Below are 24008 nucleotides of genomic sequence, written 5' to 3'. Positions count from 1 at the left end.
TTATGAATTAGTTAGTAAATATCGATTGGATACAGGAATCCGCTTCCGATACCATTCATTTCAGTCGCCGGAGCATGGGCACCATCAACCACAGCCCTCCCGGTGAAGTACCTCAAGGAACTACTCGCATGACCCGCTTTGTCCGACAAAACTTATCCACGCTGAAAAAGACTGCCAGTTACTACGTGGTGCACATCAGCGTAGCCGCCATGGTCGCCTACGCAGTCACTGGCGACGTACTGATGTCTTTGACGCTCAGCTTGCTTGAGCCAACCGTGCAAGCCGTTGCCTTCTTTTTCCATGAAAAAGGCTGGGAGCGCATCAACCAGCGCAAGGCAATGCGCGCTGCAGAAGGAGCACCCGCATGAGCCAAGCACCCCTTATCGTTGTCGGTACTGGCGTCGCCGGTTGGTCCACGGTGCGTGAGTTCCGCAAGCTGGATACCGCCACCCCTGTCGTCTTGATCACGACCGACAGCGGCGACTTCTATGCCAAGCCGACGCTTTCCAACGCCTATGCACAGAAGCGTACGCCGGCCCAGTTGGTCACCACGCCAGCGGCAAAAATGGTTGAGACACTCGCCATCACATTGATGGCACACACGCAGATGCTTAGCTTTGACACAGCGGCCCGCACCGTCACTCTGCACAACTCATCAGGCGTCCAGACTTTGGCTTTCAGTCAACTGGTTCTGGCCACCGGTGCTCACCCGATTCGCGTGCCCTTGGCTGGCGATGCGGCCGAGACAGTGCAATCCGTCAATACCTTGGACGATTTCGCTGCTTTTCACCAAGCGCTAGCAGTGGATACGAGCGTTCCGGACAGCGGCAAGGGCAAAACCGTGGTGATCATGGGCGCCGGCTTGATCGGCTGCGAATTTGCCAACGACCTGGCCCAAGCGGGTGTGCATGTCCATGTGAGCGATCTGGCACCGCGCCCTTTGGCAGCCATGCTGCCCGAAGCCGCCAGCCAGCAGTTGGGAACCGCCCTCGCAGGCCTGGGCATAGAGTGGCACTTTGGCACCTCTGTGGCCACGGTAGTGCGCGGGGAAGACAAGCGCTTGTCTGTCACTCTGTCAGACGGTCGCAGCCTCGTCGCCGATATCGTGCTGAGCGCCATCGGGCTCCGGGCGGATACTGAACTGGCCCGTGCCGCGGGCTTGGTGTGTGAACGGGGTGTTGTGGTCAACACGATGCTGGAGACTTCGGCACCGGGCGTGTATGCCTTGGGGGATTGTGCGCAGTACGAGAGTGCAGGACATCGCACCCTGCCTTACGTAATGCCGTTGATGACGGCTGCACGCGCCTTGGCGGCTACGCTGGCGGGTACACCCACCGAGGTGGTATTCCCGCTCATGCCTGTCAGTGTCAAAACACCTGCGTTGCCCTTGGTGATTGCCGCAGCGCATCCGGCGGTAGCAGGTGACTGGGAGGCCGAGGGTGGTGAGGGTGCTTGGCGATTTGTAGACAAAGCGGGCGTGCAACGCGGCTTCGTGCTTGCCGGAAAGAGCACCGCGCGCCGCATGGAAATGTCCAAACTCACGACACAGTAAGCGGACATAAACCCATACCCCATTCGCATAAAGTTTACCTCCTTACAAGTAAGCCTTTAGTGAGCGAGGTCTACAATGCAAAGCCCATTAACGTGCTGCGGGTCACGCGCCTTTGCTAGAGCCCCAGCCGCAGAGGAAGCCGAATGACAGATCTGATCCAGCCGCTCACGCCACGTCCCCCTGTTTCAAATTCCGCTGAGAAAAAAGCCCAATTGCGTCAAGCAGCGCTGGAATACCACGAGTTCCCAACCCCGGGCAAAGTGGCGATTGCGGCGACCAAACAGCTGATCAATCAACACGATCTGGCGCTGGCGTATTCGCCCGGCGTGGCGGCTCCCTGCGAAGAAATCGTCAAAGACCCCAACAACGCGTTCAAATACACCAGCCGGGGTAACCTGGTTGCGGTGATCACCAACGGAACCGCAGTTCTGGGCTTGGGTGACATCGGTCCGCTGGCCTCCAAGCCGGTTATGGAGGGCAAGGGCGTCCTGTTCAAGAAGTTCGCCGGCATCGATGTGTTCGACATCGAAATCGATGAAAAGAACGACCTCGACAAGCTGGTTGACATCATCGCCTCGCTGGAGCCCACCTTCGGTGGCATCAACCTGGAAGATATCAAAGCGCCTGATTGCTTCTATGTAGAGCGCAAGTTGCGCGAGCGCATGAAGATCCCGGTGTTCCACGATGACCAGCATGGCACCGCCATTTGCGTGGGCGCCGCCATTCTGAACGGCCTGAAGGTCGCAGGTAAAGACCCCAAATCGGTCAAGCTGGTGACATCCGGCGCGGGTGCCGCTGCGTTGGCCTGCCTTGGCTTGTTGGTAAAACTGGGCATTCCACGCGAAAACATCTTTGTGACTGACTTGGCGGGTGTGGTCTATGAGGGCCGCACCGAGTTGATGGACGAAGACAAGATCCAGTTCGCTCAAAAAACTGACGCCCGTACCCTGCGCGAGGTCATTGTCGGTGCCGATATTTTCTTGGGACTGTCCGCAGGTGGCGTGTTGAAGCCAGAGATGGTGAAATCGATGGCGGCGCGCCCTTTGATTTTCGCTCTGGCCAACCCCACCCCGGAAATCCTGCCTGAAGAAGTCAAAGCGGTACGTGACGACGCCATCATGGCCACCGGACGCACCGACTACCCCAATCAGGTCAACAATGTCCTGTGCTTCCCTTACATCTTCCGCGGCGCGTTGGATGCAGGCGCTTCCACGATCACCCTGGAGATGGAAATCGCTGCGGTACATGCTATTGCAGAGCTTGCCCAAGCGGAGCAAAGCGAAGTGGTGGCTGCAGCCTATGTGGGCGAACAGCTGGCGTTCGGACCAGAGTATTTGATTCCCAAGCCGTTTGACCCGCGCTTGATGATAAAAATTGCTCCTGCAGTTGCTCAGGCAGCGGCGGACAGCGGCGTGGCCTTGCGCCCGATCCAAGACATGGATGCCTACCGAGACAAGTTGCAAAGCTTTGTCTACGCTTCCGGCACCACCATGAAGCCGATATTCAATGCCGCCAAAAAGGCACTGAAGAAACGGGTGGCCTACGCGGAAGGCGAAGACGAGCGCGTGCTGCGCGCTGCGCAAATTGTGGTGGACGAGCGTTTGGCGCTCCCGACCTTGATTGGTCGCCCTGCAGTGATTGCTGAGCGTATTGAAAAATTCGGGCTGCGCTTGAAAGAGAACGTTGACTACAACGTAGTCAACGTCGAGCAAGACCACCGCTATCGCGACTTTTGGCAGACCTACCACCAGATGACCGAACGTAAGGGCGTAACGGTGCAGATGGCCAAGATCGAAATGCGCCGCCGCCTAACCCTGATCGGCTCGATGCTGCTCCACAAGGGCGACGTAGATGGCTTGATCTGCGGCACATGGGGCACCACCGCGACCCACCTGCAGTACATCGACCAAGTGATCGGCAAACGTCAGGGCGGCAGCCCCAGCACGCCCCAGGATGTCCAGATTTACGCCTGCATGAACGGCCTGATGCTGCCCAACCGACAGGTCTTTCTGGTGGACACCCATGTCAACTACGACCCCACCGCCGAGCAGCTGTGCGAAATCACGGTCATGGCCGCCGAAGAAATGATGCGCTTTGGTTTCAAGCCCAAGGCAGCGTTGCTGAGCCACTCTAACTTCGGCAGCAGCAACGAGCCTAGTGCGATCAAGATGCGCCGTACCCTCGAGCTATTGCGCGAACAGGCGCCGTGGTTGGAAGTCGACGGGGAGATGCACGGCGATGTCGCTCTGGACAGCGCGGCCCGCAAAGCCCTGATGCCCAACAGCACCTTGCATGGCGATGCAAACCTCTTGGTTCTGCCCAACATCGACGCTGCCAATATTGCCTACAACCTGCTCAAAACAGCGGCAGGCGGCAACATTGCGATTGGGCCCGTGTTGTTGGGCGCAGCCAAACCGGTGCACGTGTTGACTGCCAGCACCACGGTCCGACGCATTGTGAATATGACAGCATTGACAGTCGCTGACGCCAACGCCACACGCTGAAAACGGAGGAGGCTCACCCCTCAAAATCTGTAAATCTTGTGTAAGGGCTTGCTTATTTATTGAGCAAGCCCTTGCTTTTTTGTACTGTTTCCGCGACACTAGTGCCTTAGTTTTTCGGGTTAACCCGCAGTAGTCGCAAAGGATTCTGGGTGCACAAGGGAGTCATCAAGTTAGTACTCACTGGCTTGTTTTTATCGGCAGCGCTGACCTCTGGGCATGTAATTGCCAAAGAGATACCGGGCTTCGCAACAGACAGTGTTGTATCCCTTAACAGCCTACCGCCCCAAGCGCGCACCACCTACCAACTGGTACTGCAAGGTGGCCCTTTTCCCTACGACAAAGACGGAACTGTGTTTGGTAATCGGGAGCGATTGCTCCCGCTACAAACGCGTGGTTTCTACCGTGAATACACCGTCAAGACTCCTGGCGCCTCCAATCGCGGCGCACGAAGAATTGTGTGCGGCGGGCGCCAGATCACTGCGCCGCAAGCCTGTTACTACACGGCCGATCACTATGCGAGCTTTCGCAAGATCGTGCCCTGAATCGAATTTTGTACTTTGAGAAAGAGAATCGGGGATGGATATGCCACTTCGAACTGTTAGAACGAATATCGTTCAGTCGATTCGCGCTTTTCGCGTGTCGGACTTGCAAGAAGCCGCTCAGGGTCTGGGCCACCACTTTTTGTACGCCAATTTGGCGGAAGCGCAAACCAAACAAGATGTCTTGGACATGATTGGACAGCAATTCATGCTGCCTACTACGGTCAGCAAGAACTTTGACGCGCTGTACGACAACCTGACGGATCCCGTTCACAAATCAGGCCCACAGCCCGGTTTTGTGGCTGTGCTGGAGCACATTCCGGCTAACGTGAAATTCGACAAGGAAGCGCGCGAGCAACTGCTCGACATCTTCCGCGACACCGCTGATTACTGGGGGGACCGGAAGATTCCATTCCGATGCTTCTATTCTTTTCTGTAGCCCGTTCTGCACAAACCAGCCAAGCAGAACGGGCGAACGAGGCAAGCAGCGATGCAGTGGCCGAATTGGCCATCGCAGAGCCCGTAACCGAGAGTGGTGAAAAAATGCCCACTGACAAGTTATTGGACGTATCACCTTTGGCGCTGCGCATGAGCAGCCCTTTCAATGCCGGTTATTGGCTGGCAGCAGCTTAAAGACCACGCATTGAGCGATAAAAAAGGCCTGTCGATGACAGGCCTTTTTTTGCCCCTGAGTTTTCTGTTCAGGGGTTTCAGACAAAAGTCTGATCAGGTTTTGATAGCCTGAACCAACGCGACGTATTCCTCCACAGGCACCTCTTGCGCGCGGCGCTGGACATCAAACTGCCCGGTAAAGCCTTTTTGCTCCAACCATGCACCCAAGGTGTGGCGCAGCAGTTTGCGGCGCTGGCTGAAGGCCACCTGCACCATTTCTGAAAAGAGCGAGATATCGAGCACCGGCGGCTGCGCCAAGGGCACCATCCGCACGACCGCGCTATTGACGCGTGGAGGCGGGTCAAAACACTCGGGCGGAACAAACAAGACATCTTCCATGGCGTAGCGCCACTGCAACATCACGCTCAAGCGACTGAAATCGGGGCTATCGGGTGCTGCCACCATCCGGTCGATCACCTCTTTTTGCAGCATAAAGTGCTGGTCTTCGATGCGGGCTACGTGGTCCAACAGGTGAAAAAGAATCGGGGTCGAGATGTTGTAGGGCAAATTGCCCACCACACGGAGCTTGCCAGATGCGGCTTTGGCACCAGACTCGTGGGCCGCCGAGGCGATTTCAATGGTGCTGAAATCTACATTCAGGACGTCTGACTCGATCACGGTGAGTTGCGGGTGACTGCGCAGCCGCTTGGCGAGATCTCGGTCCAGTTCGATCACTGTCAAGTGCCCCAAACGCTCCACCAGAGGCTGGGTTAGAGCGGCAAGGCCTGGCCCGATTTCCACAACCGGTTGACCGGGTTGGGGATTGATGGCTTGCACTATGGCATCGATGATGCCGGCATCCGACAAAAAATGCTGGCCAAAGCGTTTACGCGCCAAATGTTTCATAGCGGTGCCTCACGCAGCTCGACAAAAGCCCGAGCCCGTACATCACGCGCCCACGCGGTGTAAGCCTCTTCGTAGCGGCTTTGTCGCAATTGAGCGCGCACCGACTCGCGAACTTGCTGCGGACTCAACTCCACACGGCGGCGATCATTTAGTTGAATCAAGTGCACACCAAACCGCGACACCACGGGTGGACTGACCGCACCTTCTTCTTGCAAGCGGCCCATGGCTTCCTCAAACTCTGGAACAAACATCCCCGGAGAGGCCCAGCCCAAATCCCCACCCTGCTCGGCAGAAGTGTCTTGCGACATCTTGCGCGCCATGCTGGCGAAGTCCGCTTGACCACTGACAATCTGTTTGCGCACATCAGCCAATCTCGCGATCGCCTGTGTTTGCGTCATCTGGGCGCTGGTGCGCAGCAAAATATGCCGTGCACGGGTCTGCACCATCGTCACCACCAAGCGTTCCGGCGCTTTGCGCTCTATCAATTTCAAAATGTGAAAGCCTGCGCCGGTGCGCACTACGTCAGAAACCTGACCCGGCTGCAAGCCCTGAGTCGCGGTCACAAAAGCAGGGGGCAAGCGGTCGCCGCGACGCAGCCCGATTTGCCCACCATTTTTGCGATCTGCCGCTGAAAACTCCTGCACCAGTGCATTGAAGTCCTCACCATTGCGGGCACGCTGCATCACTTTTTGGGCTTTCAATAACAAGGCCGCGGCTTCTTCGCCATTAGCCTTCTCGGGCAGCACCAACAAAATCTGGGCGAGGTTGATTTCCTGCGTAAACGGGTCCGAATTCGTGGCCTGCTGTTCTTGGATCGCCCGATCGACATCCACATCCGAAATTCGGATGGACGACTCCACTTCGCGTTCGTGGAGCCGGTTCAAAATCAGCTGATCCCGCAAATTGTTACGGAAGCTGGCGACAGAAAAACCGTCATTGACGGCCTTTTGGCGAAGCGCTTCCACGTCCAACCCATTTTGGCTGGCGATGTTTTGCTCGGCCCGGTCTATGGCGACCGCATCCATCCGGATACCCTGCTCCCGCGCCAGTTGCAGCTGAGCCCGGTCATTAATCAGCCTATCTAAGACCAAACGACGCAAGTCTTCAGCACCCGGCACAGGACGCCCCTGCTGCGCCAGTTGCTGCCCGACACGACGGACTTCAAGGTTCATCTCTTGAAAGGTGATCGGCTCAGAGTTCACGACCGCCACGATGTAGTCTGCGGCTTGACCGGTCTGTGCCATCGATGCAGGTACCGACACGGTCAGCATGCAGGCCAGGGCCAACGCCCTTACACATAAATTCATGGTTTTCATTCGTAGTTACTAAAGCGGCTGTTATTGGAGCCGCCTGGTTCCCGCAAGTTCTGGTAACGCGAAATATTCGATTTCAAGGCCTGGAGGGGGCTTACCCCGAGACGGGTAAATCCCACAAACTCCAGTTCAAATTTGATGCTGCTGGTCGACGAACTGGCGCTCGTCTGCACCCGCCCGATGACGACCCGGGCAAGCCAACAGCCGGCATCGTACTCGACACCCAACAGGGTATCGACCATACGGTTCTCATTCAAGCTGTAGTTCAAACGCCCCACTCCGTAATACCGGCCCTCACCCAAGCCACCGCCGGGAACTGCTGCGCTGCCTGCATCGCCCCAGAGATCATTCAGGGGCCACTGCCAACTCACGTCGATTTGCTCGCTCACACGACGCTGGAACCGATAGGCGGCATTCAGCACACGATAGGGCGAAGGCGTGTAGCGGGCGCCGACGGTTGCACGGCTCGACTGCGAGGTCAAAGGGTTGTATTGCACCGTCGAATCGAGTCCCCATTGACGCGACACATTGACCCCGGCCCCGAGCAGAATGTCGCTCCAACCGGCCAACGCAGGTTCGGCAGCGGGGCTCAAAGTCACCCGTTGGTCTTCAAAGCGGTACCGTTGTGCCACACCGAAGCGCGCGAGTTGCTCGCCGGTTTGCGCATCCAAAAAGCGGGTCGTCAGCCCAAAAGTGGCCAGATTGTTGTCAGAAATTTTGTCGTGCCCGACGTAGGCATTTTCGGTAAAGATGCTGGCAAAGTTGAAGTCGCTGGCAGCAGTATCGTAGTTAGGGAGGAAGCTCTGGTTGCGGTAAGGGGTCCGGACATAAAACAGCCGCGGCTCCAAGGTTTGGGTCATAGCACGCCCATTCCACCCGGTGTCGCGCTCAAACACCAAGCCACTATCAAGGCTGAACGTGGGCACGGTACTGTCAGCCGACCGGTTACCGGTAGAAATAGCCGAATCGAACTGATAAACCGATGTGTGCAACTGGAGCTTGGGGGTCACAAAGCCCTCCGGCGCAATAAAAGGCCGACTCACCTGGGCCAAGCCGTACATCCGCTGGGTATTCGGCTGCAGCGTGAGCGCACGATCCGACTCAAACTGCGACAGGTCGCCCTGCACAGACCAATCGAAGCCACGATCATTGAGCTGGCTCCGCAGCACATTGAGCTGGGTCAGGTCATAGGGTGGAGTGATCACGGATGTGGAAGACTGCAAGGTCTGCCACCGCAACGCCCGACCCGTCACCATATAGCCGGAGCGGGACCAGGTCGTCACCGCATCGTTGGCCAATGTCCGCGAAGTCAGGGTACCAATACTGGCGAAATCGCTCCAGTAGTTGTCATCGCTGACCCGGTTCAGATTGAGCGCGTACGCCGCATTCCCGAAGTCCGCGCCGAGCGTGCCCGTTTGGTTCAGTGTGGCGCCCCAGCGGTCTGCGCTGCGCAGTTTGTCAGCGGGCATGTAATTGCCCCGCACGACGCCGGAATAGGTGGGCTCGAGGTAGCGGAACTCGCCCGCCACGGTCACGCCACGCGCGGTCATCACGGTCGGGGTGACCGTGGCATCCCGGTTGGGCGCGATATTCCAGTAGTAGGGAACACTGACTTCGGTACCGTTCACATCCCCCAAGCCGATGGTGGGCGGCATGACTCCGGACTTGCGGGCATCACTCAGCGGAAAGCTGATGGCCGGAACCGGCAGGATGGGCACATCCATGAAATGCAGATACGCGCCATGCGCAATGCCAACGTCTTCGCCACTGTCAAACTCAATATCTGCGGCGCGGAGCACCCAGTCCGGCGCCCAATCAGGCCCGGGTTTGCGGCGACAAGTGGTGTAGGTGGCTCCGTATACCGTGGTTCGGCTTTCATCGAGGAACACAGCTTTAGACGCGTCGCCGTGGGCGCCGTTTTGCAAAAACTGGTAGCGCGGCGACTCAAAAGTGCCTTCAAAGGCCTCGACCTTCAGCTCGAGCGCAGGCCCTTCAAATACATTGCCATTGCGGTTGATCCGCACATTGCCGGTCGCACGCGCCAAATCATCCGGTGCGTAGTACTCGAGACGGTCCGCTTTGATGACTGTGCCGGGTTTACGCATTTCAGCGTTCCCTTGCACGATGGTTTCAAAATCGGTGCGGCCGGTCAGGGTGTCACCCAACAAGAAAGTCGGCGCAGACTCCAGCTGGGCCGCGGAAAGCCCCTCTTGCAACCTGGGAGTGGTGTTCAGCTTTAACGGGCTTTGATCCGCTTCCTGTTGTGCTTGTGCAGACATCTGGACACAAGCCAACGCCACCAAGGCCACAAGGCGGATCAACGGCGGCCGGCAATCAGGCGCCCCGACGGGCAGAGCGCACATAGAAAAACGCATGGGCGGAAGGCAGAAACCACGTTATGGGAGAAAGGCACCAGCACACTGCCCACAGGGCGCGGCGGCATGGCTTTGTAGAATGGATTATCCATGACCCCAAGCTCTCACCCTGTGCCGTCCGCCACTTCCACTCCCCCCACCTCGCCCTTGCAACCCATTCCATGGGCTGATACGGAACGACAACAGCGTTTTCAAGCCTGGTTTGATAGCCAACAAGCGGGTTTCGGCTTTGTGCCCGACACCCTGGGGCTGGCCTCTGCCGACGCCAGTTTTCGCCGTTACTTCCGGGTGCAAAGCAACCGCGGAAGCCTGGTGATCATGGACGCACCGCCGGAAAAAGAGAACTGCAAGCCCTTTGTGGACATTGCCGCCTTGCTTAACCATGCGGGCTTGCGCGCCCCGAAGATCCTGGCATGGGACGAAGGCAATGGCTTCATGCTGCTGACGGACCTGGGCACCCAGACCATGATGCAAACCATAGACCCGGCGCAGCCCCCTTTGAATTTGTACCTGAATGCAGTGGATACCCTGGTCCAGTGGCAACTCTCGTCCGCCCCCCAAGTGCTACCGCCCTACAACGAGGCGCTGCTGCGCCGCGAGCTGGAATTGTTCCCCGAGTGGTACATCGGCGCACACCGCCAGGTCACCATCGACCCGGCCATGCGCAAAACGCTGGATGACACCTTCACGCTGCTGATTCAAAACAACCTGTCGTGGCCCAGCGTCTATGTCCACCGCGATTTCATGCCCCGCAACCTGATGGTGCCCGATGACCTCGCAGTGCCCGGCAAGACCGATCCGCGGTACTTGGGTGTGCTCGACTTTCAAGATGCGGTGTACGGCCCCATCACCTATGACATTGCCAGCCTGATGCGTGACGCATTCTTGACGTGGGAGGAAGACTTCTGCCTCGACGTGACGATCCGCTACTGGGAAAAAGCCCGCAAAGCGGGCCTGCCCGTGGGGGATGATTTTGGCGAGTTTTACCGTGGCGTCGAATGGATGGGGCTGCAGCGCCATCTCAAAATCGCCGGTATCTTCGCGCGCCTGACCTTGCGTGATGGCAAGCCCAAGTACCTTGCGGATACGCCCCGCTTTATTGACTACATCCGCAGCACCTGCAGCCGCTATATCCAGCTCAAGCCTTTGTTGCGCTTGGTGGAAAAGGTGGATGGCATTGAAGTGCCGAATGTCTTCGCGTTCGGCCGTTCATAGCCAAAAACAGCGCAAGCGCTCTAGTTACTTGCGCGCATCGCTCCTGAATTCATAGCAATATATGCCACGCTTTTACTGCGCTGCCCCTCTGGTGAGCGACACGGAACTCGACTTGCCTGCGGGAGCCGCCCGGCACGTCCAGGTGCTGCGGCTGCAACCGGGGGATGCCATCACCCTGTTCGATGGGCGCAGCCAGGACGAATACGATGCCACCGTCACCCGCATGGGCCGCAGCGATGTCCAAGTGCATGTGGGCGCAGCCCGCAGCATGGCGCGTGAACCTGCACGGCAGATCCACCTCGCCGTCGGCATGCCCGCCAACGACCGCATGGACTGGCTGATTGAAAAGGCCACCGAGCTCGGCGTTACCAGCATTCAGCCACTGATGACACAGCGTAGTGTGCTCAAACTCAGCGGCGAGCGGGCTGAGAAAAAAATCGCCCATTGGCAAAGCGTGGCCATCTCGGCGTGCGAGCAATGTGGTGGCAACCTGGTCCCTGTCATCCACCCGATGCAAAGCCTGACCCAGTGGCTGAAAACACCGGCTGCGGGGCAAGTCGACCACCAGCGTTTACTGCTGTCCTTGCGCCCTGGCAGCACACCGGTTGCGCGCTTGCCCACGCAACCCGGGCCTGCCTGGTTTCTTTCAGGCCCCGAAGGCGGCCTGAGCCCCGCGGAAGAAGAGTTAGCCATCGTGGCCGGCTTTGCACCCGCGTCTCTGGGGCCGCGCGTGCTGCGGGCCGAGACCGCAGCGCTTGCGGCACTTACTTTGCTTACCCAAGCATGAACCGTAGCCTTTGGCTGCTCGCTCTGTGCCAGGGGCTGTTTCTCACCAACAACGTCACCTTCATTGCCATCAACGGCCTCGTGGGCTTGAGCTTGGCCCCCTATGGCTGGATGGCGACGCTACCCGTTATGGGCTACGTCGTGGGCGGCGCACTGGCCACCCCGCTGGTGGCTGCTACACAGGCGCGCTTCGGGCGCCGAACCTCGTTTCAGATTGGCTTGGCAGTCGCCGTGGTATCTGCGCTCGCGGGCGCCTGGTGCGTGGCACACCACCAGTTGTGGGGCTTGGTCTCGGCAACAGTGGTGGCCGGCTATTACAGCGCCAACGGGCAGTTGTACCGGTTTGCAGCTGCCGAGTTGGCCTTGCCGGCCTTTCGTGAAAAAGCGGTCTCGCTGGTGCTGGCGGGCGGTCTCCTGGGCGCCATTGCCGGACCTAACCTTGCCGCCCAAACCCGCACCTTGATGGAGGTGCCATTCACCGGGGCCTATATCGTGTTGGCTGGCGTCGCATTACTGGCAATGGTGCTCATGGCGTGGGTGCAGTTTCCGCCCCACCAACCGCCTGCGAGCCAGTCGCACACCGGTCGCACCCTGGCAGAGATCGCACGCCAACCGGCATTTCTGGTGGCCTGCCTGAGCGCATCCATGGGCTATGGCGTGATGAACCTGCTGATGGCGGCAACCCCACTGGCAATGCAGCAATGCGGCCTCAGCTTTGACGATGCCGCGCTGGTGCTGGAGTGGCACGTGATCGGCATGTTTGCGCCCGGCTTCTTCACCGGCCACCTGATCAAGCGTTTTGGCACGTTGCCAGTGATGGCCGTCGGACTGGCCCTGAACCTGCTGTGCGTGGCAATTGCCCTGAGCGGCTTGGAGCTGCAGCAGTTTGTCGTATCGCTGTTTTTACTGGGTGTGGGTTGGAACTTCCTGTTCACCGGCAGCACCACCTTGGCACTCAGCGCCTACCGGCCGGAAGAAAAAGACCGTGCCCAAGCCGCGATCAACTTCTGCGTCTTTGCAGTCATGGCCCTGAGCTCGCTCACTTCCGGCGCACTGGTGATCACGCAGGGCTGGACTTGGCTCAACATCGGATCCATCCCCCCGCTGCTGCTCACGGCAGCCGGCTTGCTCTGGCTAAAGCTCAAAGGCCGAGCAGGGCGTCCTTGAGTTTGAAGTCTGCCGGCACCGGGCCGATCCAGATTCTGAGCACCATGCTGAAAAACTCGGCATCGCCGATCGGTGCACCCTGCGCTTGTCCTTGAATGAAGAAGGTAGTGCCCTTGCCCGGTACGAACTCCATCGCAAAGGTGTCACCCGCTGACAGCTTTGCCTTGCCCGAGAAAATCTCGATCAAACGGGTGCTCGAAGCGGTGTGTTTTTGAACCAGTTCTGCCGGTGAATTGTTGGTCAAGCCTTTGATGAAGGCCAAACCCAAATCCGTTCCCGGCAAATCGCGCAAAGCCACAAAACTCAAGCGCTTAGGGCCCTGCATGGCGATCAAGGACTCCGGCGTGTTCACCTTGGCGGGGGTGTACAAAGCCATGTCATAGACCTTGAAAATCGCACGGTAGCGAGTACCCGCACCGTTGAGCTGCAAGGGCACCCCTTGCACTACCGGCCTGGATTCAAATGTGCTGTTGATAGCCCCTGCAGCCTGCACCGCCGCCGGCGAGGCGCTCAATGCTGCTAGCACCAATGCTGTAAACACAAACGATGTATCAACGGATGTTTTTGATAAATGATTCATCCTGCTTCTCCCTGAAAATTTTATTTATTGGCGGTCTCGAATCCACCCTTCCAATGCGTTTACGGTCAACGGCTTGGCGATGAAATACCCTTGTAAAGTGTGACACCCCGCCTCGATCAAAAACTGCTGCTGGTCCGCAGTCTCTACCCCTTCGGCCACCACATTCAACCCCAACGCATTCGCAAGTCCGATCACACCTTTGACGATGGCACGTGAGTCGCTGTCGGTTTCGGTGTCATTCACGAACGAACGGTCAATTTTAAGTTGGTGAGGGCGCAAGCGCTTGAGGTAGGCCAACGAGGAGTAACCCGTTCCGAAGTCATCAATAGCAATACCCACACCGATCTGCCGCAAACGCTCAATGATGCGTTGGCTGGTTTCCGTCTCCGCCATCAAGACACTTTCGGTGATCTCGATCTCCAGGCGCTGCGGCGGCACGCCACTAGCCTCCAAGGCGGCTTGCAAACTGTCTAACAAGCGGTGATCGCGGAACTCCAGCGCCGACACGTTCACCGCCATGTTGCCGACCATGATTCCACGCGCGGTCCAGTCTGCGAGTTGGCGGCAGGCCTCGTGCAAGGTCCAAACGCCCATTTCCGCGATTTGTCCGGACTCCTCGGCCAAGCCGATGAACTGGGCCGGGTACAAAAGTCCGCGGGTAGGGTGCTGCCAGCGGACCAAGGCCTCCACAGCCACGAGTTGGGCACCGGTCGCATCAACTTGCGGCTGGTAATGCAGCACCAGTTGGTTATGGTCGATCGCATAGGCAAGCTCTTGCTCGAGCTCTAGGTTGGCGAGCAATCGCGAGTTCAACTCCGAGTGATAAAAGCTGTAGCGGGCCCGGCCCAGTGTCTTGGCTTGGTAGACCGCGATATCCGCATTTTTGACCAGCGTTTCGAAATCGCAGCCATCTTCGGGGAACAGTGCAATCCCCATACTGGCCGACACCTTGACCGGTACCTGTGCCAGTACCACCGGGGCTTCAACAGCCCGCAAGATACGCTGCGCAAGCTCTCCCAGTGATTCCCAATGGTCGATGTCTCGCACAAGAACAAGAAACTCGTCGCCACTTTGCCGGCAAACTACATCAATCTCCCGCAGCACTTCGCGCAACCTGCGCGCAACCTCGATGAGCAAGACATCCCCAGCTGCGTGCCCCATGGAATCGTTGACCGCCTTGAAGCGATCCAAATCGATAAAGAGAATTCCGAAGTGCTGTCCGCTGCGTTCTGCCGACAACATTTCGCGCTGCACCAAGTCGATAAACAACGAGCGGTTGGGCAAACCGGTCAGCTGGTCGTAAAACGCCATTTGCTGCAATTGCGCATTCTTCTTGCCCAACTGCATGAACAGCTCGCGCAACTCCTCTTGCACCCGACCCAAATGCCGGCCCAGCAAGCCGAGCTCATCGTGCCTGCGCCAGACAAAAAGTTGACCAGCTGGAGCGTCGAGGTTGTGGTCCAGTAAGGCACTGGCATGCTCTTTCAAGCGCTCGATAGGCCGCAACACCCGGGTGACCAGAATTGGCATCAGTACCGCCAAAATTGCGAGTGTCTGGAGCAATACCAAAACCAACATCTGGTCGCGCCGCGCCTGCAACAGGCCTCGCCCGTAATCGGCGTCAAACCACAGCACCAGCGTGCCCAGGGACTCGCCGTTGCGCATCACTGCTTGCGCACGACGGCTTAGCCGGGCACCGGCAGTATCGCGATCCAGGTCACCGGCGAAGTCGGCTCGCACACGCTCCAGAACCGGGGTATTGGCAAGACCGTCTTCAATGCGAACCGCCACGATCTGCGGGCTTTCCAGCAAGCGCACGGCCGCAGCATCCAGCGCCACACGGTCCACGACCCACATAGGCTCCGCGATAGACACACTGCCGATTTTCATCAGCGCTGTTTCGCTCTGGGTCAAAAGCGCCTGCTGGGACTTTTCCGAAATCCGCTGCTCCAACGCCAAGAGCAAGAGCGCAGGAAGCAAGACACCTACCACCACCACGACCATCATGGTGTAGCGCAAAGGCATGCCTTTGCGCATGCGCAAACGCAAACGCCGCCACCGTGTGAGAAGAAAGTTCATCCGACGGAGGGGTTAACAAGCCACACGATCAACACGGTTCCTGCGCGTTAAAAGCGCTTGTCCAGCCAATCACGCAAGGTATTAAAAACCGGCGTGGCATCAGGCTCATTGAAAATTTCATGGAAAAAACCGTCAAAACAGACCGACGTCACCAAAGACGCAGGCGCTGCAGCGGCAAAGTCGCGGCTGCCTTGGGGGTTGACGAGGCGATCATCTCCGGCATACATCAAGAGCGTGGGCACGGTCCATGAGGGTGCTGCTTGCAAGGTCGCCTCGCCTTGCGTGGCAATGAATTGCGCCAAACGCGCCGAGATACGGTCATGCACCAGCCGGTCTTCCAGGTACGCGCGGACTACTGCCGGGTCGTGCGAGATATGCGCCGCATTCAGGCCATTACCCACACGCAGGTTGGGCACGATCTTGGGCAACACCGAGAGCAGAAATTTTTGGAAGGCGTTCATGCCGGGGTTCAAGGCCGGCGAAGACAACACCAAGGCATCGATATTGCGCAGCCCTAACGACACAAACCGGCCTGCAACCAAGCCGCCCATGCTATGCCCCAGCACAATCAGAGGGGTGCCGGGCTTGAAGCGTGCCCGCGTGGAGTCCACGAGATCGGCCAAGTCATCCAGGAGTCGTGTGTCCGACCGCAAACTACCGGGCAGGCCGGAGCTTTCACCATGGCCGCATTGGTCATAGCCGCGAACTGCAAAGCCCCATTGATTCAGTTGTTCCGCGACATGCTGATAGCGGCCCGCATGTTCGCCCAGTCCATGCACGATGAGCACCACACCGCGCACGGGCATTTCGGGCTCGAGCGGCCAGTCTTGCACGGCCAGGTTATCACCGTCGTTAGCGGTAAAGGTGCTGAGGGTCGAGTCAGAGGCCATGCGTTCCTGCCTGTTCAAGGGAATCGGGAGATCACTTGCGCTACCGCTGCTGTGAGTTTTTTCGCGTAGGGTACATGCAAAAACTCATTGGGACCATGGGCGTTACTCTTGGGTCCGAGCACGCCGCAGACCATCATCTGAGCCTTGGGAAAGCCCTCGGAGAGCATGTTCATCAATGGAATCGTGCCGCCCTGACCGATGTGGCCGCATGGCTCACCGAAATGCGCACTCGAAGCCTCGTTCAATGCGGCGTCAAACCAGGGGGCGGTATCCGGCGCATTCCAGCCGGTTGCGCTGGACAGGCCTTCAAAAGTCACCTTGGCCTGGTAGGGCGCGTTGTCTTCCAAGAGCGCCTTGAGTTCTTGGACCGCAGCAGAAGCCTCCACCAAGGGTGGCAGCCGCAGACTTAGCTTGAACGCGGTGTAGGGCCGCAGCACATTCCCTGCGTTTTGGATGTCCGGAAATCCATCGGCGCCGGTCACGCTCAGAGTCGGCTGCCAAGTGCGCTTGAGCAGGGCTTCCAGAGGGTCGGAGGTCGTGGGCAGCGCAAACGTGGTCGCGCCGCCGCAATCGTAGTGGGCCCACGGAAAACGTTTGAAAAGCTCGTCACCCAAGATGGCCGCCGTTGCTTGGGCCTGCTGCAGGCGCTGTACAGGCACCTCGCAATGGAAGTTGGAGGGTAGTAGGTGGCCGGTCTTGCTGTCTTCCAAGCGATCCAGCACCTGACGCAGAATGCGGAAGCTGGACGGCACCAAGCCACTGGCATCCCCCGAGTGAATGCCCTCGGTCAAAATTTCCACTTTCAGCACTCCGCTGGCCATGCCGCGCAGGCTATTAGTCAGCCAGAGCTGGTCGTAATTGCCGGCACCAGAGTCCAGGCAGACCACCAGCCCGACCTCGCCCAGCCGGGGCTTGAGCGCGTCCACATAGTGCAGCAGGTCGTAAGAACCGCTTTCTTCGCAGGTCTCAATTAAACCCACGATGCGCGGGTGGCGCAGTTTTTGGGCCTTGAGCGCTTGCAGGGCGGCAATGGCGGCATATGCGGCATAGCCATCGTCTGCACCACCGCGGCCATAGAGCTTGCCATTCTCATATTTGGGGGTCCAAGGTCCGAGGTCGTTGCGCCAACCGGAGAACTCGGGCTGCTTGTCCAAATGGCCATACATCAGCACCGTCTGGCCGGAGGCCGGCTGCTCACCGGCTTCGCCACCACTGGCCTCGACTTCGAAAAACAGGACCGGCGTGCGGCCCTCGAGGCGGATGACTTCCAGCGTCAGGCCGGGTACTTTCTGGGCTTCGATCCACTGGGCGGTGTTGCGCACCACGGTATCGAGCAAACCAGACGAAGCCCAGTCGGGGTCGAACATCGGCGACTTGGCCGGGATGCGGATGTAATCGGTCAGGCGGTGAACGATGTCTTGATCCCAGGCCGCACTGACGTGGTCAAAGGGCTTGGGCGGTATCGAAAACGGACGAAGGAACGCGGGCGTTCATGGAGCTCCTGCTGCAAATTAAGCCAAGCATCCATCATGCCATGCGCGCCGCCCCCTGCAGCCGCTGGCTTACCCGCAAAAAGTCGCTCTAGCGCGCCAATTTGTACACCGAAGTGCCAGCTCGCAAGTTCGGCAACCAACGCACCGTACGACCGTTCTGCAAGCCAAAACTATCCAATACGCGCAATCCATTGCGCGCTGCCAATACCTCGAGATCCGCATGGGTGCCCACACGGATGTTGGGCGTGTCGTACCACTGGTAAGGCAGCCGCTTGGTTACCGGCATACGCCCCTGCAAGATGCTCAGGCGGTTAGGCCAATGGGCAAAGTTGGGGAAAGCCACGATACCGACCCTGCCCACGCGCGCGGTTTCACGCAACATGGTCTCGGCATTGCGCAGGTGTTGCAGGGTGTCGATCTGCAAGACCACGTCGAAGCTGGCGTCTTCAAACACGGTGAGGCCTTGGTCAAGGTTGAGCTGCAGCACGTTCACGCCGCGCTTCACGCAGGCCAGCACATTGGCATCGTCCAGCTCCACGCCGTAACCGCTGCAGCCGCGCTCGCGCCGCAGGTGGTCCAGCAGGGCGCCGTCGCCGCAACCGAGGTCCAGCACGCGCGAGCCTTCAGGCACCAAGCTGGCAATCGCATGCAAGGTATTCAAGTCGGTCATGCCGCCACCTCCAAACCCGTGGAAATGCTATCGAAATAAGAGCGCATCACACCCATGTAACGGGCGTCATCGAGCAAAAAGGCATCATGGCCGTGGGGCGCATCGATTTCGGCGTAGCTCACGTCACGCTTGTTATCCAAGAGGGCCTTCACCACCTCGCGGCTGCGTTGGGGGCTGAAGCGCCAATCGGTCGTGAAGCTCACCAACAAAAACTTCGCGCGCGTGCGGGCCAGGGCCTGGCTTAGGTCGCCGCCATAGGCTTTGGCCGGGTCAAAGTAATCGAGCGCGCGGGTGATCAGCAGGTAGGTGTTGGCATCAAAATATTCGGCAAACTTGTCGCCCTGGTAGCGTAGGTAGCTCTCGATCTGGAACTCCACCTCCTGTGTGCTGTATTTGTAGCCGTTGGCGCTGGCCAGCACTTTGTCTTTGAGCTCGCGGCCGAACTTGGCATTCATCACATCGTCGCTCAGGTAGGTGATGTGGCCAATCATGCGGGCAATGCGCAAGCCACGTTTGGGGATTACGCCGTGTTCGTAAAAGTGCCCGCCATGGAAGTCGGGGTCGGTCACGATAGCGCGGCGTGCCACTTCGTTGAACGCAATGTTTTCCGCATTCAGGTTGGGCGCGCTCGCCACTACCACCGCATGGCGCATGCGCTCGGGGTATTGCAGCGTCCAGCTCAGGGCTTGCATGCCGCCCAAGCTGCCACCCAAGACAGCGGCCAATGTCTGGATGCCCAGCGCATCGAGCAGCAGCGCTTGGGCATTCACCCAGTCTTCCACGGTAACCACTGGAAAGTCCGCGCCATAGACCTTGCCCGTGTCGGGGTGGCTGTGCATCGGGCCGGTGGAGCCAAAACAAGAGCCCAGGTTGTTGATGCCAATGACAAAGAACTTGTTGGTGTCCACCGACTTGCCGGGGCCGATCATGTTGTCCCACCAGCCCTCGGACTTGTCTTGGCCCTCGTACACGCCGGCCACATGGTGCGAGGCGTTCAGGGCGTGGCAGACCAGCACCGCGTTGGACTTGTCGGCATTGAGCGTGCCGTAGGTCTCGTAACTCAAAGAGTAGCCGTGGATGGACGCCCCGCTTTGCAACTGCAAAGGAGCATCAAAGCGCATGGTTTGGGGTGTGGCAATCAGCATAAAAACAAAACCCGGCAACGCTAAACGCGGGCCGGGTTGCAATGCCTGAAGGCGGGTCCGTGTTTAGCTGAATTTATTAAGCGCCCGCAAGCTGGAGCAAATTGGCGCTGTGGGTTGCGAGTATATCAACGGCACGCATTTTTGCGATCAAGGGCGCAATGCACCAGCTTGGACTGGTTGGCGTGTTTTTTGCTTAATTTTGGTGCGCAAAGCAGTTTCAAGCTGTTTTTGCACCAAGCACAAGCATTTAACGACCAAAGGACTCGTATGGAAGCACTAAAACAGGGCGCGGATGCCTTGTTCATTTTGTTGGGCGCAATCATGGTGCTGGCCATGCATGCCGGCTTTGCCTTTTTAGAGCTGGGCACCGTCCGCCGCAAAAACCAAGTGAACGCGCTGGTGAAAATTCTGGTGGACTTTTCGGTGTCCACCGTGGTGTATTTTGCGGTGGGCTACGGTGTAGCGTATGGCACCCATTTCTTTATCGGAGCCGAGCAGCTGGCCGCGCAAAACGGCTACGCGCTGGTCAAGTTTTTCTTCTTGCTGACCTTTGCAGCCGCGATTCCCGCCATTATTTCTGGGGGCATTGCCGAGCGAGCCAAGTTTTGGCCACAGCTGATTGCCACGGCCGTCATCGTGGGCGTGGTGTACCCCTTCTTTGAAGGCATTGCCTGGAACCAGCACTTCGGCGTGCAGGCCTGGATCAAGGAACTCACCGGCGACGAGTTTCACGACTTTGCCGGTAGCGTAGTGGTGCATGCCTTGGGCGGCTGGATCGCTTTGGGCGCCGTGCTCTTGTTGGGTGCCCGCAGCAACCGCTACCGCAAAGACGGTGCGATATCGGCCCACCCGCCAAGCAGCATTCCCTTTCTCGCGCTGGGCGCCTGGATCCTGATCGTGGGCTGGTTCGGCTTTAACGTGATGAGTGCACAAATGCTCGACAAAATGTCGGGACTGGTAGCCGTGAACTCGTTGATGGCCATGGTGGGTGGCACGCTGGTAGCCCTGCTCATGGGCAAAAACGACCCCGGCTTTGTGCACAACGGCCCGCTCGCCGGCTTGGTGGCCGTGTGCGCGGGCTCTGACCTGATGCACCCATTGGGCGCGCTGGTCGTGGGCAGTGTAGCTGGCGCCATATTTGTGGTGATGTTCACCTTGACCCAAAACAAATGGAAGATTGACGACGTACTGGGCGTCTGGCCCTTGCACGGGCTGTGCGGCACCTGGGGCGGTATTGCGGCCGGCATTTTCGGTAGCAAGGCACTCGGCGGTTTGGGCGGCGTGAACTTGGGTGCTCAGCTTATTGGCACCGCGATGGGGGTGGCATGGGCGACCGCCGCCGGCTTTGTGGTGTACGGCGTACTCAAAGCCACCATGGGCCTGCGCATGAGCCAAGAAGAAGAATTCGACGGCGCCGACCTCTCCATCCACAAAATCAGCGCCAGCCCCGAGCGTGAAGCAAACTGGTAAATAGCTGGCACTTGCGCGCGATATCTGACTCCAGCCCAATAGATATAAGCGCAAGTAGCTATGAATTAGATAGCAACCATGCCTGAAGCTTCTCGCCGTGCAGGGGGCGGCTCCCCAGATAGCCTTGCATGACATCGCAACCCAGGTCGCGCAGCGTATCGCGCTCTGCAGGGGTTTCCACCCCTTCGGCGGTCACCATCAGGCCGAGGCCATGACCCATCTCGATCATGGCTTTGACCAGGCGTTGGGTGGCGGGCGCCGCATCAATGCCGTCCACAAAGCTGCGGTCAATTTTCAGCTCGCTCACCGGCAGCTTTTGCAAATACGCCAAGGAAGAGTACCCAGTGCCAAAGTCGTCAATCGACAGCGGCATTCCCTCGGCCCGCAGCGCGTGCAACAAGGCCACGCTCTTGGCCGGGTCCTCCATCAGGCCACTCTCGGTAATCTCCAAGCGCAGCCGTTTGGGAGCAACGCCACTGGCGGCAACCCGCTGCGCCAAGCGCTGCGCAAAGCCGGGGTCCTGCAAATCACGGGTGCTGAGGTTGACGGCGATTGTCAAGTCCGGATGGCTGTGCTGCCACTGCTGCAGGGTGCGCAGCGCCTCTGACAGCATCCAATCAGTCACCATGGTGATGTGGCCGGTCTGCTCGGCAAACGGCACAAACTCGGCCGGCGACACCATGCCCCGCTCCGGGTGAGCCCAGCGCACCAGCGCCTCGGCACCAACGGGACGGCCATCGTGCAAGCTGAACTTGGGCTGCAGCCACATTTGCAACTGCGATTGGGCCACCGCAACCCGCAAATCAGACACCAAACTCAAATGCCCCAGGCGGGCCGCCTCTTGGGCCTCGCTGTACCAGGCAAAACCGCCCGGTGCGCGCTTGGCACTGTGCAATGCCACCTCGGCATTGCGGAGCAAGGTCGACAGGCTGTGGGGAGTAGACCGTGGTGCGGCAATTACCGGCGTATCGGCACAGCCATACGCGACCGCCAAATCAACCAAATGGCCACTGCACGCCACGGTGGGTGCCATGGCAGCATCCAGCAGCTGGTGCAGGCGAGTGATAGCTTCGCGGTCAGGCACCACGACAGCCAGTGCAAACATGCCCCCTGTGAGACGTGCGAGCGTAGGACACGCCCCTATGAGCCCAAGCTCGACAGCCTGCGCCGCAACTTCCGAGGCGCGAACCGCCAACTCACGGATCAATGAATCGCCCGTGGTGTACCCCAGTGTCTCATTGACGCTTTTCAGGCGTGCTACATCCATCAACACCACCGTGTTGGCGGGGGTAGTAGCTGGCTGCAAGGGGGAGAGTAATGCTGTGCGGTTGGGCAAACCGGTCAAACCGTCTTGGTAGGCGAGCCGCACGATTTCTTGCTCCCGCTGCGAAACCGCTTCTGCCATGGTGTTGAGTGCGCGACCCACCCGGTCCACCTCACGGGTGCCGGTGCGGACCACACGCTGGGTGTAGTCGCCATCGGCAATCGTCAATGCCACTGCCTCGAGTTGCTGCAGGGGCACAACAATACCCCGCGCTGTACGCCATGCAACAACCACTGCCAGGCCCATGGCCAGCGCAGACACCAGGGCCAAGCCCGATATCACACGCTCCAGCAGAGCCAGCGCGTCGGACAAGCGGGTCTCCGCGCGCTCCCGCTCGCGCTGCTGCAATGCTTTGGACGACTCCAGCAGCTCACGCAGCGCAGGGTTGACCTCTGCATTCAAGATACGCACTGCGGCGGACAGGTCTTCGGCCTCAATTTGATCGACGGTATTGATAAACGCGTCGGCATAGCGCTGCCGGCGCTCCACCAAAAGGCCCAAGGTGGCCTCTTGGTGCGCGTCCATCAAGTCTTGAGATAGCGTTTGAATGAGTCCATCGAGGGTACGGTTGCGTTCGTCGACTACGGCATATTCCTGCACCCGCTCGGCGCGGGTGGCATGCACCAGCCGGACCAGAGCGCTACCGGCACCTTCGATCTGTTGAGATAGCGTTTGCACCCGCAACAGGCGCTGCATATCGCCATAGGCAAATTGCTGAGTCAGGCTAGTGACCAGTCGCAACTGCCACGCGCCCTGCGCTAGCGCCAGTAGCAGCAAAAGCACCAAAGCACCCAATGCCCATGCCAGCCGGGCTGCAATACTGCAAGGCAATAGCCTGGCCCAACCCCGCGGAGAAATGGTGTGGGGAGGGTGCGACATACGCCAAATTAAACAGTAGTCAGCCAGCGCTTGTGTAGAAATTTATCGAGCGCCCAGCTGCCGGGCCCATACAACGCCAAACCCATGAGCAACACCCCCCAAGTGACGTGCAGCTGCAAAGCAGCGGGAGCGATGTCACTCAATGACAGCACGGCCACCAGATTCACCACGCTCAGGCCCAGTGCAGCAAGGCGACCACCCAAGCCCAACACCAACAGCGCGGGCAACACGAGCTCTCCGCCGGTTCCCAGCCAGGCGGCTAACTGAGGCGACAGGAAGGGCACGTGGTATTCCTCGGAGAAGAGCAGCATTGTCGTGTCCCAGTCGCGCAGCTTGGTCAACCCGGCACTGAAGAAAACCTGCGCCACATACAGGCGCGCCAGCAGCGCCGCGGGCGCCTGAAGCGCGTCCAAGACAGCGTGGCAGGTTCTCACCAGACGGCGTGCCGCAAAGGTCCACGCAGAGCGGGTCCGGGGGAAATACACAGGTGCAGAGGTATTCACATCAAG

The 24008-nt window shown here is 59.0% G+C and carries 20 protein-coding genes and 1 pseudogene; 10 read left to right on the top strand and 11 right to left on the bottom strand.

Annotated features, from left to right (window positions below; genetic code table 11):
- Nucleotides 1-128: 128 nt before the first annotated feature.
- From U5L73_RS02945 to U5L73_RS02920, 6 genes are all read left to right on the top strand, one after another.
- The gene (locus U5L73_RS02945; protein ID WP_322560956.1) at nt 129-368 is read left to right on the top strand and encodes a DUF2061 domain-containing protein; all 240 of its coding nucleotides are present in this window, start codon (nt 129-131) and stop codon (nt 366-368) included.
- Nucleotides 365-1552 (top strand): NAD(P)/FAD-dependent oxidoreductase, encoded by a 1188-nt coding sequence (locus U5L73_RS02940; protein WP_322560955.1) that lies wholly within the window; start codon nt 365-367, stop codon nt 1550-1552. Before U5L73_RS02945 ends, U5L73_RS02940 begins: the two co-directional genes overlap by 4 nt.
- Before the next feature lie 143 nt (nt 1553-1695).
- Complete coding sequence (locus U5L73_RS02935) at nt 1696-4056, top strand: NADP-dependent malic enzyme (protein ID WP_322560954.1); 2361 nt, start codon at nt 1696-1698, stop codon at nt 4054-4056.
- A gap of 221 nt (nt 4057-4277) precedes the next feature.
- Nucleotides 4278-4598 carry a ribonuclease domain-containing protein gene (locus U5L73_RS02930; RefSeq protein ID WP_416221273.1) on the top strand — a complete coding sequence of 107 codons (321 nt, stop codon included), beginning with the start codon at nt 4278-4280 and terminating at the stop codon, nt 4596-4598.
- Between the two features lie 34 nt (nt 4599-4632).
- Nucleotides 4633-5034 carry a barstar family protein gene (locus U5L73_RS02925; RefSeq protein ID WP_322560953.1) on the top strand — a complete coding sequence of 134 codons (402 nt, stop codon included), beginning with the start codon at nt 4633-4635 and terminating at the stop codon, nt 5032-5034.
- Nucleotides 5013-5228, top strand: a complete 216-nt coding sequence (locus tag U5L73_RS02920) for a hypothetical protein (RefSeq protein ID WP_322560952.1) — start codon at nt 5013-5015, stop codon at nt 5226-5228. The genes U5L73_RS02925 and U5L73_RS02920 overlap by 22 nt, the downstream gene beginning before the upstream one ends.
- Before the next feature lie 93 nt (nt 5229-5321).
- Here the strand turns inward: U5L73_RS02920 and rsmA are convergent, their stop codons facing one another.
- The 3 genes from rsmA to U5L73_RS02905 are packed head-to-tail and all read right to left on the bottom strand — an operon-like array spanning nt 5322 to nt 9705.
- Complete coding sequence (gene rsmA, locus U5L73_RS02915) at nt 5322-6113, bottom strand: 16S rRNA (adenine(1518)-N(6)/adenine(1519)-N(6))-dimethyltransferase RsmA (protein ID WP_322560951.1); 792 nt, start codon at nt 6111-6113, stop codon at nt 5322-5324.
- Nucleotides 6110-7420 carry a peptidylprolyl isomerase gene (locus tag U5L73_RS02910; RefSeq protein WP_322560950.1) on the bottom strand — a complete coding sequence of 437 codons (1311 nt, stop codon included), beginning with the start codon at nt 7418-7420 and terminating at the stop codon, nt 6110-6112. Before U5L73_RS02910 ends, rsmA begins: the two co-directional genes overlap by 4 nt.
- Before the next feature lie 5 nt (nt 7421-7425).
- A complete protein-coding gene (locus tag U5L73_RS02905) occupies nt 7426-9705 on the bottom strand; it encodes an LPS-assembly protein LptD (RefSeq protein ID WP_322560949.1) in 2280 nt (759 codons plus the stop codon).
- 186 nt (nt 9706-9891) lie between these two features.
- On the opposite strand from U5L73_RS02905, the gene U5L73_RS02900 reads away from it, so the two are divergent.
- The 3 genes from U5L73_RS02900 (at nt 9892) to U5L73_RS02890 (ending at nt 12969) form a co-directional block, all read left to right on the top strand.
- Complete coding sequence (locus U5L73_RS02900; protein WP_322560948.1) at nt 9892-11016, top strand: aminoglycoside phosphotransferase family protein; 1125 nt, start codon at nt 9892-9894, stop codon at nt 11014-11016.
- Nucleotides 11017-11077: 61 nt separating this feature from the next.
- Entirely contained in the window at nt 11078-11803 is a 726-nt protein-coding gene (locus tag U5L73_RS02895; protein WP_322560947.1) for a 16S rRNA (uracil(1498)-N(3))-methyltransferase, read from the top strand.
- The gene (locus U5L73_RS02890) at nt 11800-12969 is read left to right on the top strand and encodes an MFS transporter (protein WP_322560946.1); all 1170 of its coding nucleotides are present in this window, start codon (nt 11800-11802) and stop codon (nt 12967-12969) included. Before U5L73_RS02895 ends, U5L73_RS02890 begins: the two co-directional genes overlap by 4 nt.
- Here U5L73_RS02890 and U5L73_RS02885 read toward each other — a convergent pair.
- The 6 genes and pseudogenes from U5L73_RS02885 to metX all read right to left on the bottom strand — a co-directional run bounded on the left by U5L73_RS02885 (nt 12944) and on the right by metX (nt 19826).
- Nucleotides 12944-13549 (bottom strand): chalcone isomerase family protein, encoded by a 606-nt coding sequence (locus U5L73_RS02885; RefSeq protein WP_322560945.1) that lies wholly within the window; start codon nt 13547-13549, stop codon nt 12944-12946. The genes U5L73_RS02890 and U5L73_RS02885 overlap by 26 nt on opposite strands.
- 24 nt (nt 13550-13573) lie before the next feature.
- Nucleotides 13574-15628 (bottom strand): putative bifunctional diguanylate cyclase/phosphodiesterase, encoded by a 2055-nt coding sequence (locus U5L73_RS02880; protein WP_322560944.1) that lies wholly within the window; start codon nt 15626-15628, stop codon nt 13574-13576.
- A gap of 47 nt (nt 15629-15675) precedes the next feature.
- Nucleotides 15676-16518 carry an alpha/beta hydrolase gene (locus U5L73_RS02875; RefSeq protein ID WP_322560943.1) on the bottom strand — a complete coding sequence of 281 codons (843 nt, stop codon included), beginning with the start codon at nt 16516-16518 and terminating at the stop codon, nt 15676-15678.
- Between the two features lie 14 nt (nt 16519-16532).
- Nucleotides 16533-18012: pseudogene (locus tag U5L73_RS02870) on the bottom strand (M20/M25/M40 family metallo-hydrolase).
- Between the two features lie 87 nt (nt 18013-18099).
- The gene (gene metW, locus U5L73_RS02865) at nt 18100-18681 is read right to left on the bottom strand and encodes a methionine biosynthesis protein MetW (protein ID WP_322560942.1); all 582 of its coding nucleotides are present in this window, start codon (nt 18679-18681) and stop codon (nt 18100-18102) included.
- Entirely contained in the window at nt 18678-19826 is a 1149-nt protein-coding gene (metX, locus tag U5L73_RS02860) for a homoserine O-succinyltransferase MetX (protein ID WP_322560941.1), read from the bottom strand. The genes metW and metX overlap by 4 nt, the downstream gene beginning before the upstream one ends.
- Nucleotides 19827-20093: 267 nt before the next feature.
- Here metX and U5L73_RS02855 point away from each other — a divergent pair, with 267 nt between their 5' ends.
- Nucleotides 20094-21296, top strand: coding sequence for an ammonium transporter (locus tag U5L73_RS02855; RefSeq protein ID WP_322560940.1), 1203 nt, complete (start codon nt 20094-20096; stop codon nt 21294-21296).
- Between the two features lie 58 nt (nt 21297-21354).
- Here U5L73_RS02855 and U5L73_RS02850 read toward each other — a convergent pair whose 3' ends face one another.
- Entirely contained in the window at nt 21355-23499 is a 2145-nt protein-coding gene (locus U5L73_RS02850) for a putative bifunctional diguanylate cyclase/phosphodiesterase (RefSeq protein WP_322560939.1), read from the bottom strand.
- An 8-nt stretch (nt 23500-23507) separates the two neighbouring features.
- Nucleotides 23508-24002, bottom strand: a complete 495-nt coding sequence (locus U5L73_RS02845; RefSeq protein WP_322560938.1) for a DoxX family protein — start codon at nt 24000-24002, stop codon at nt 23508-23510.
- Between the last annotated feature and the right edge of the window lie 6 nt (nt 24003-24008).

It is taken from the genome of Rhodoferax sp. (genome assembly GCF_034520025.1).
GTDB lineage: Bacteria > Pseudomonadota > Gammaproteobacteria > Burkholderiales > Burkholderiaceae_C > Allorhodoferax.
This window is presented reverse-complemented; position numbering and strand designations above follow the sequence as displayed.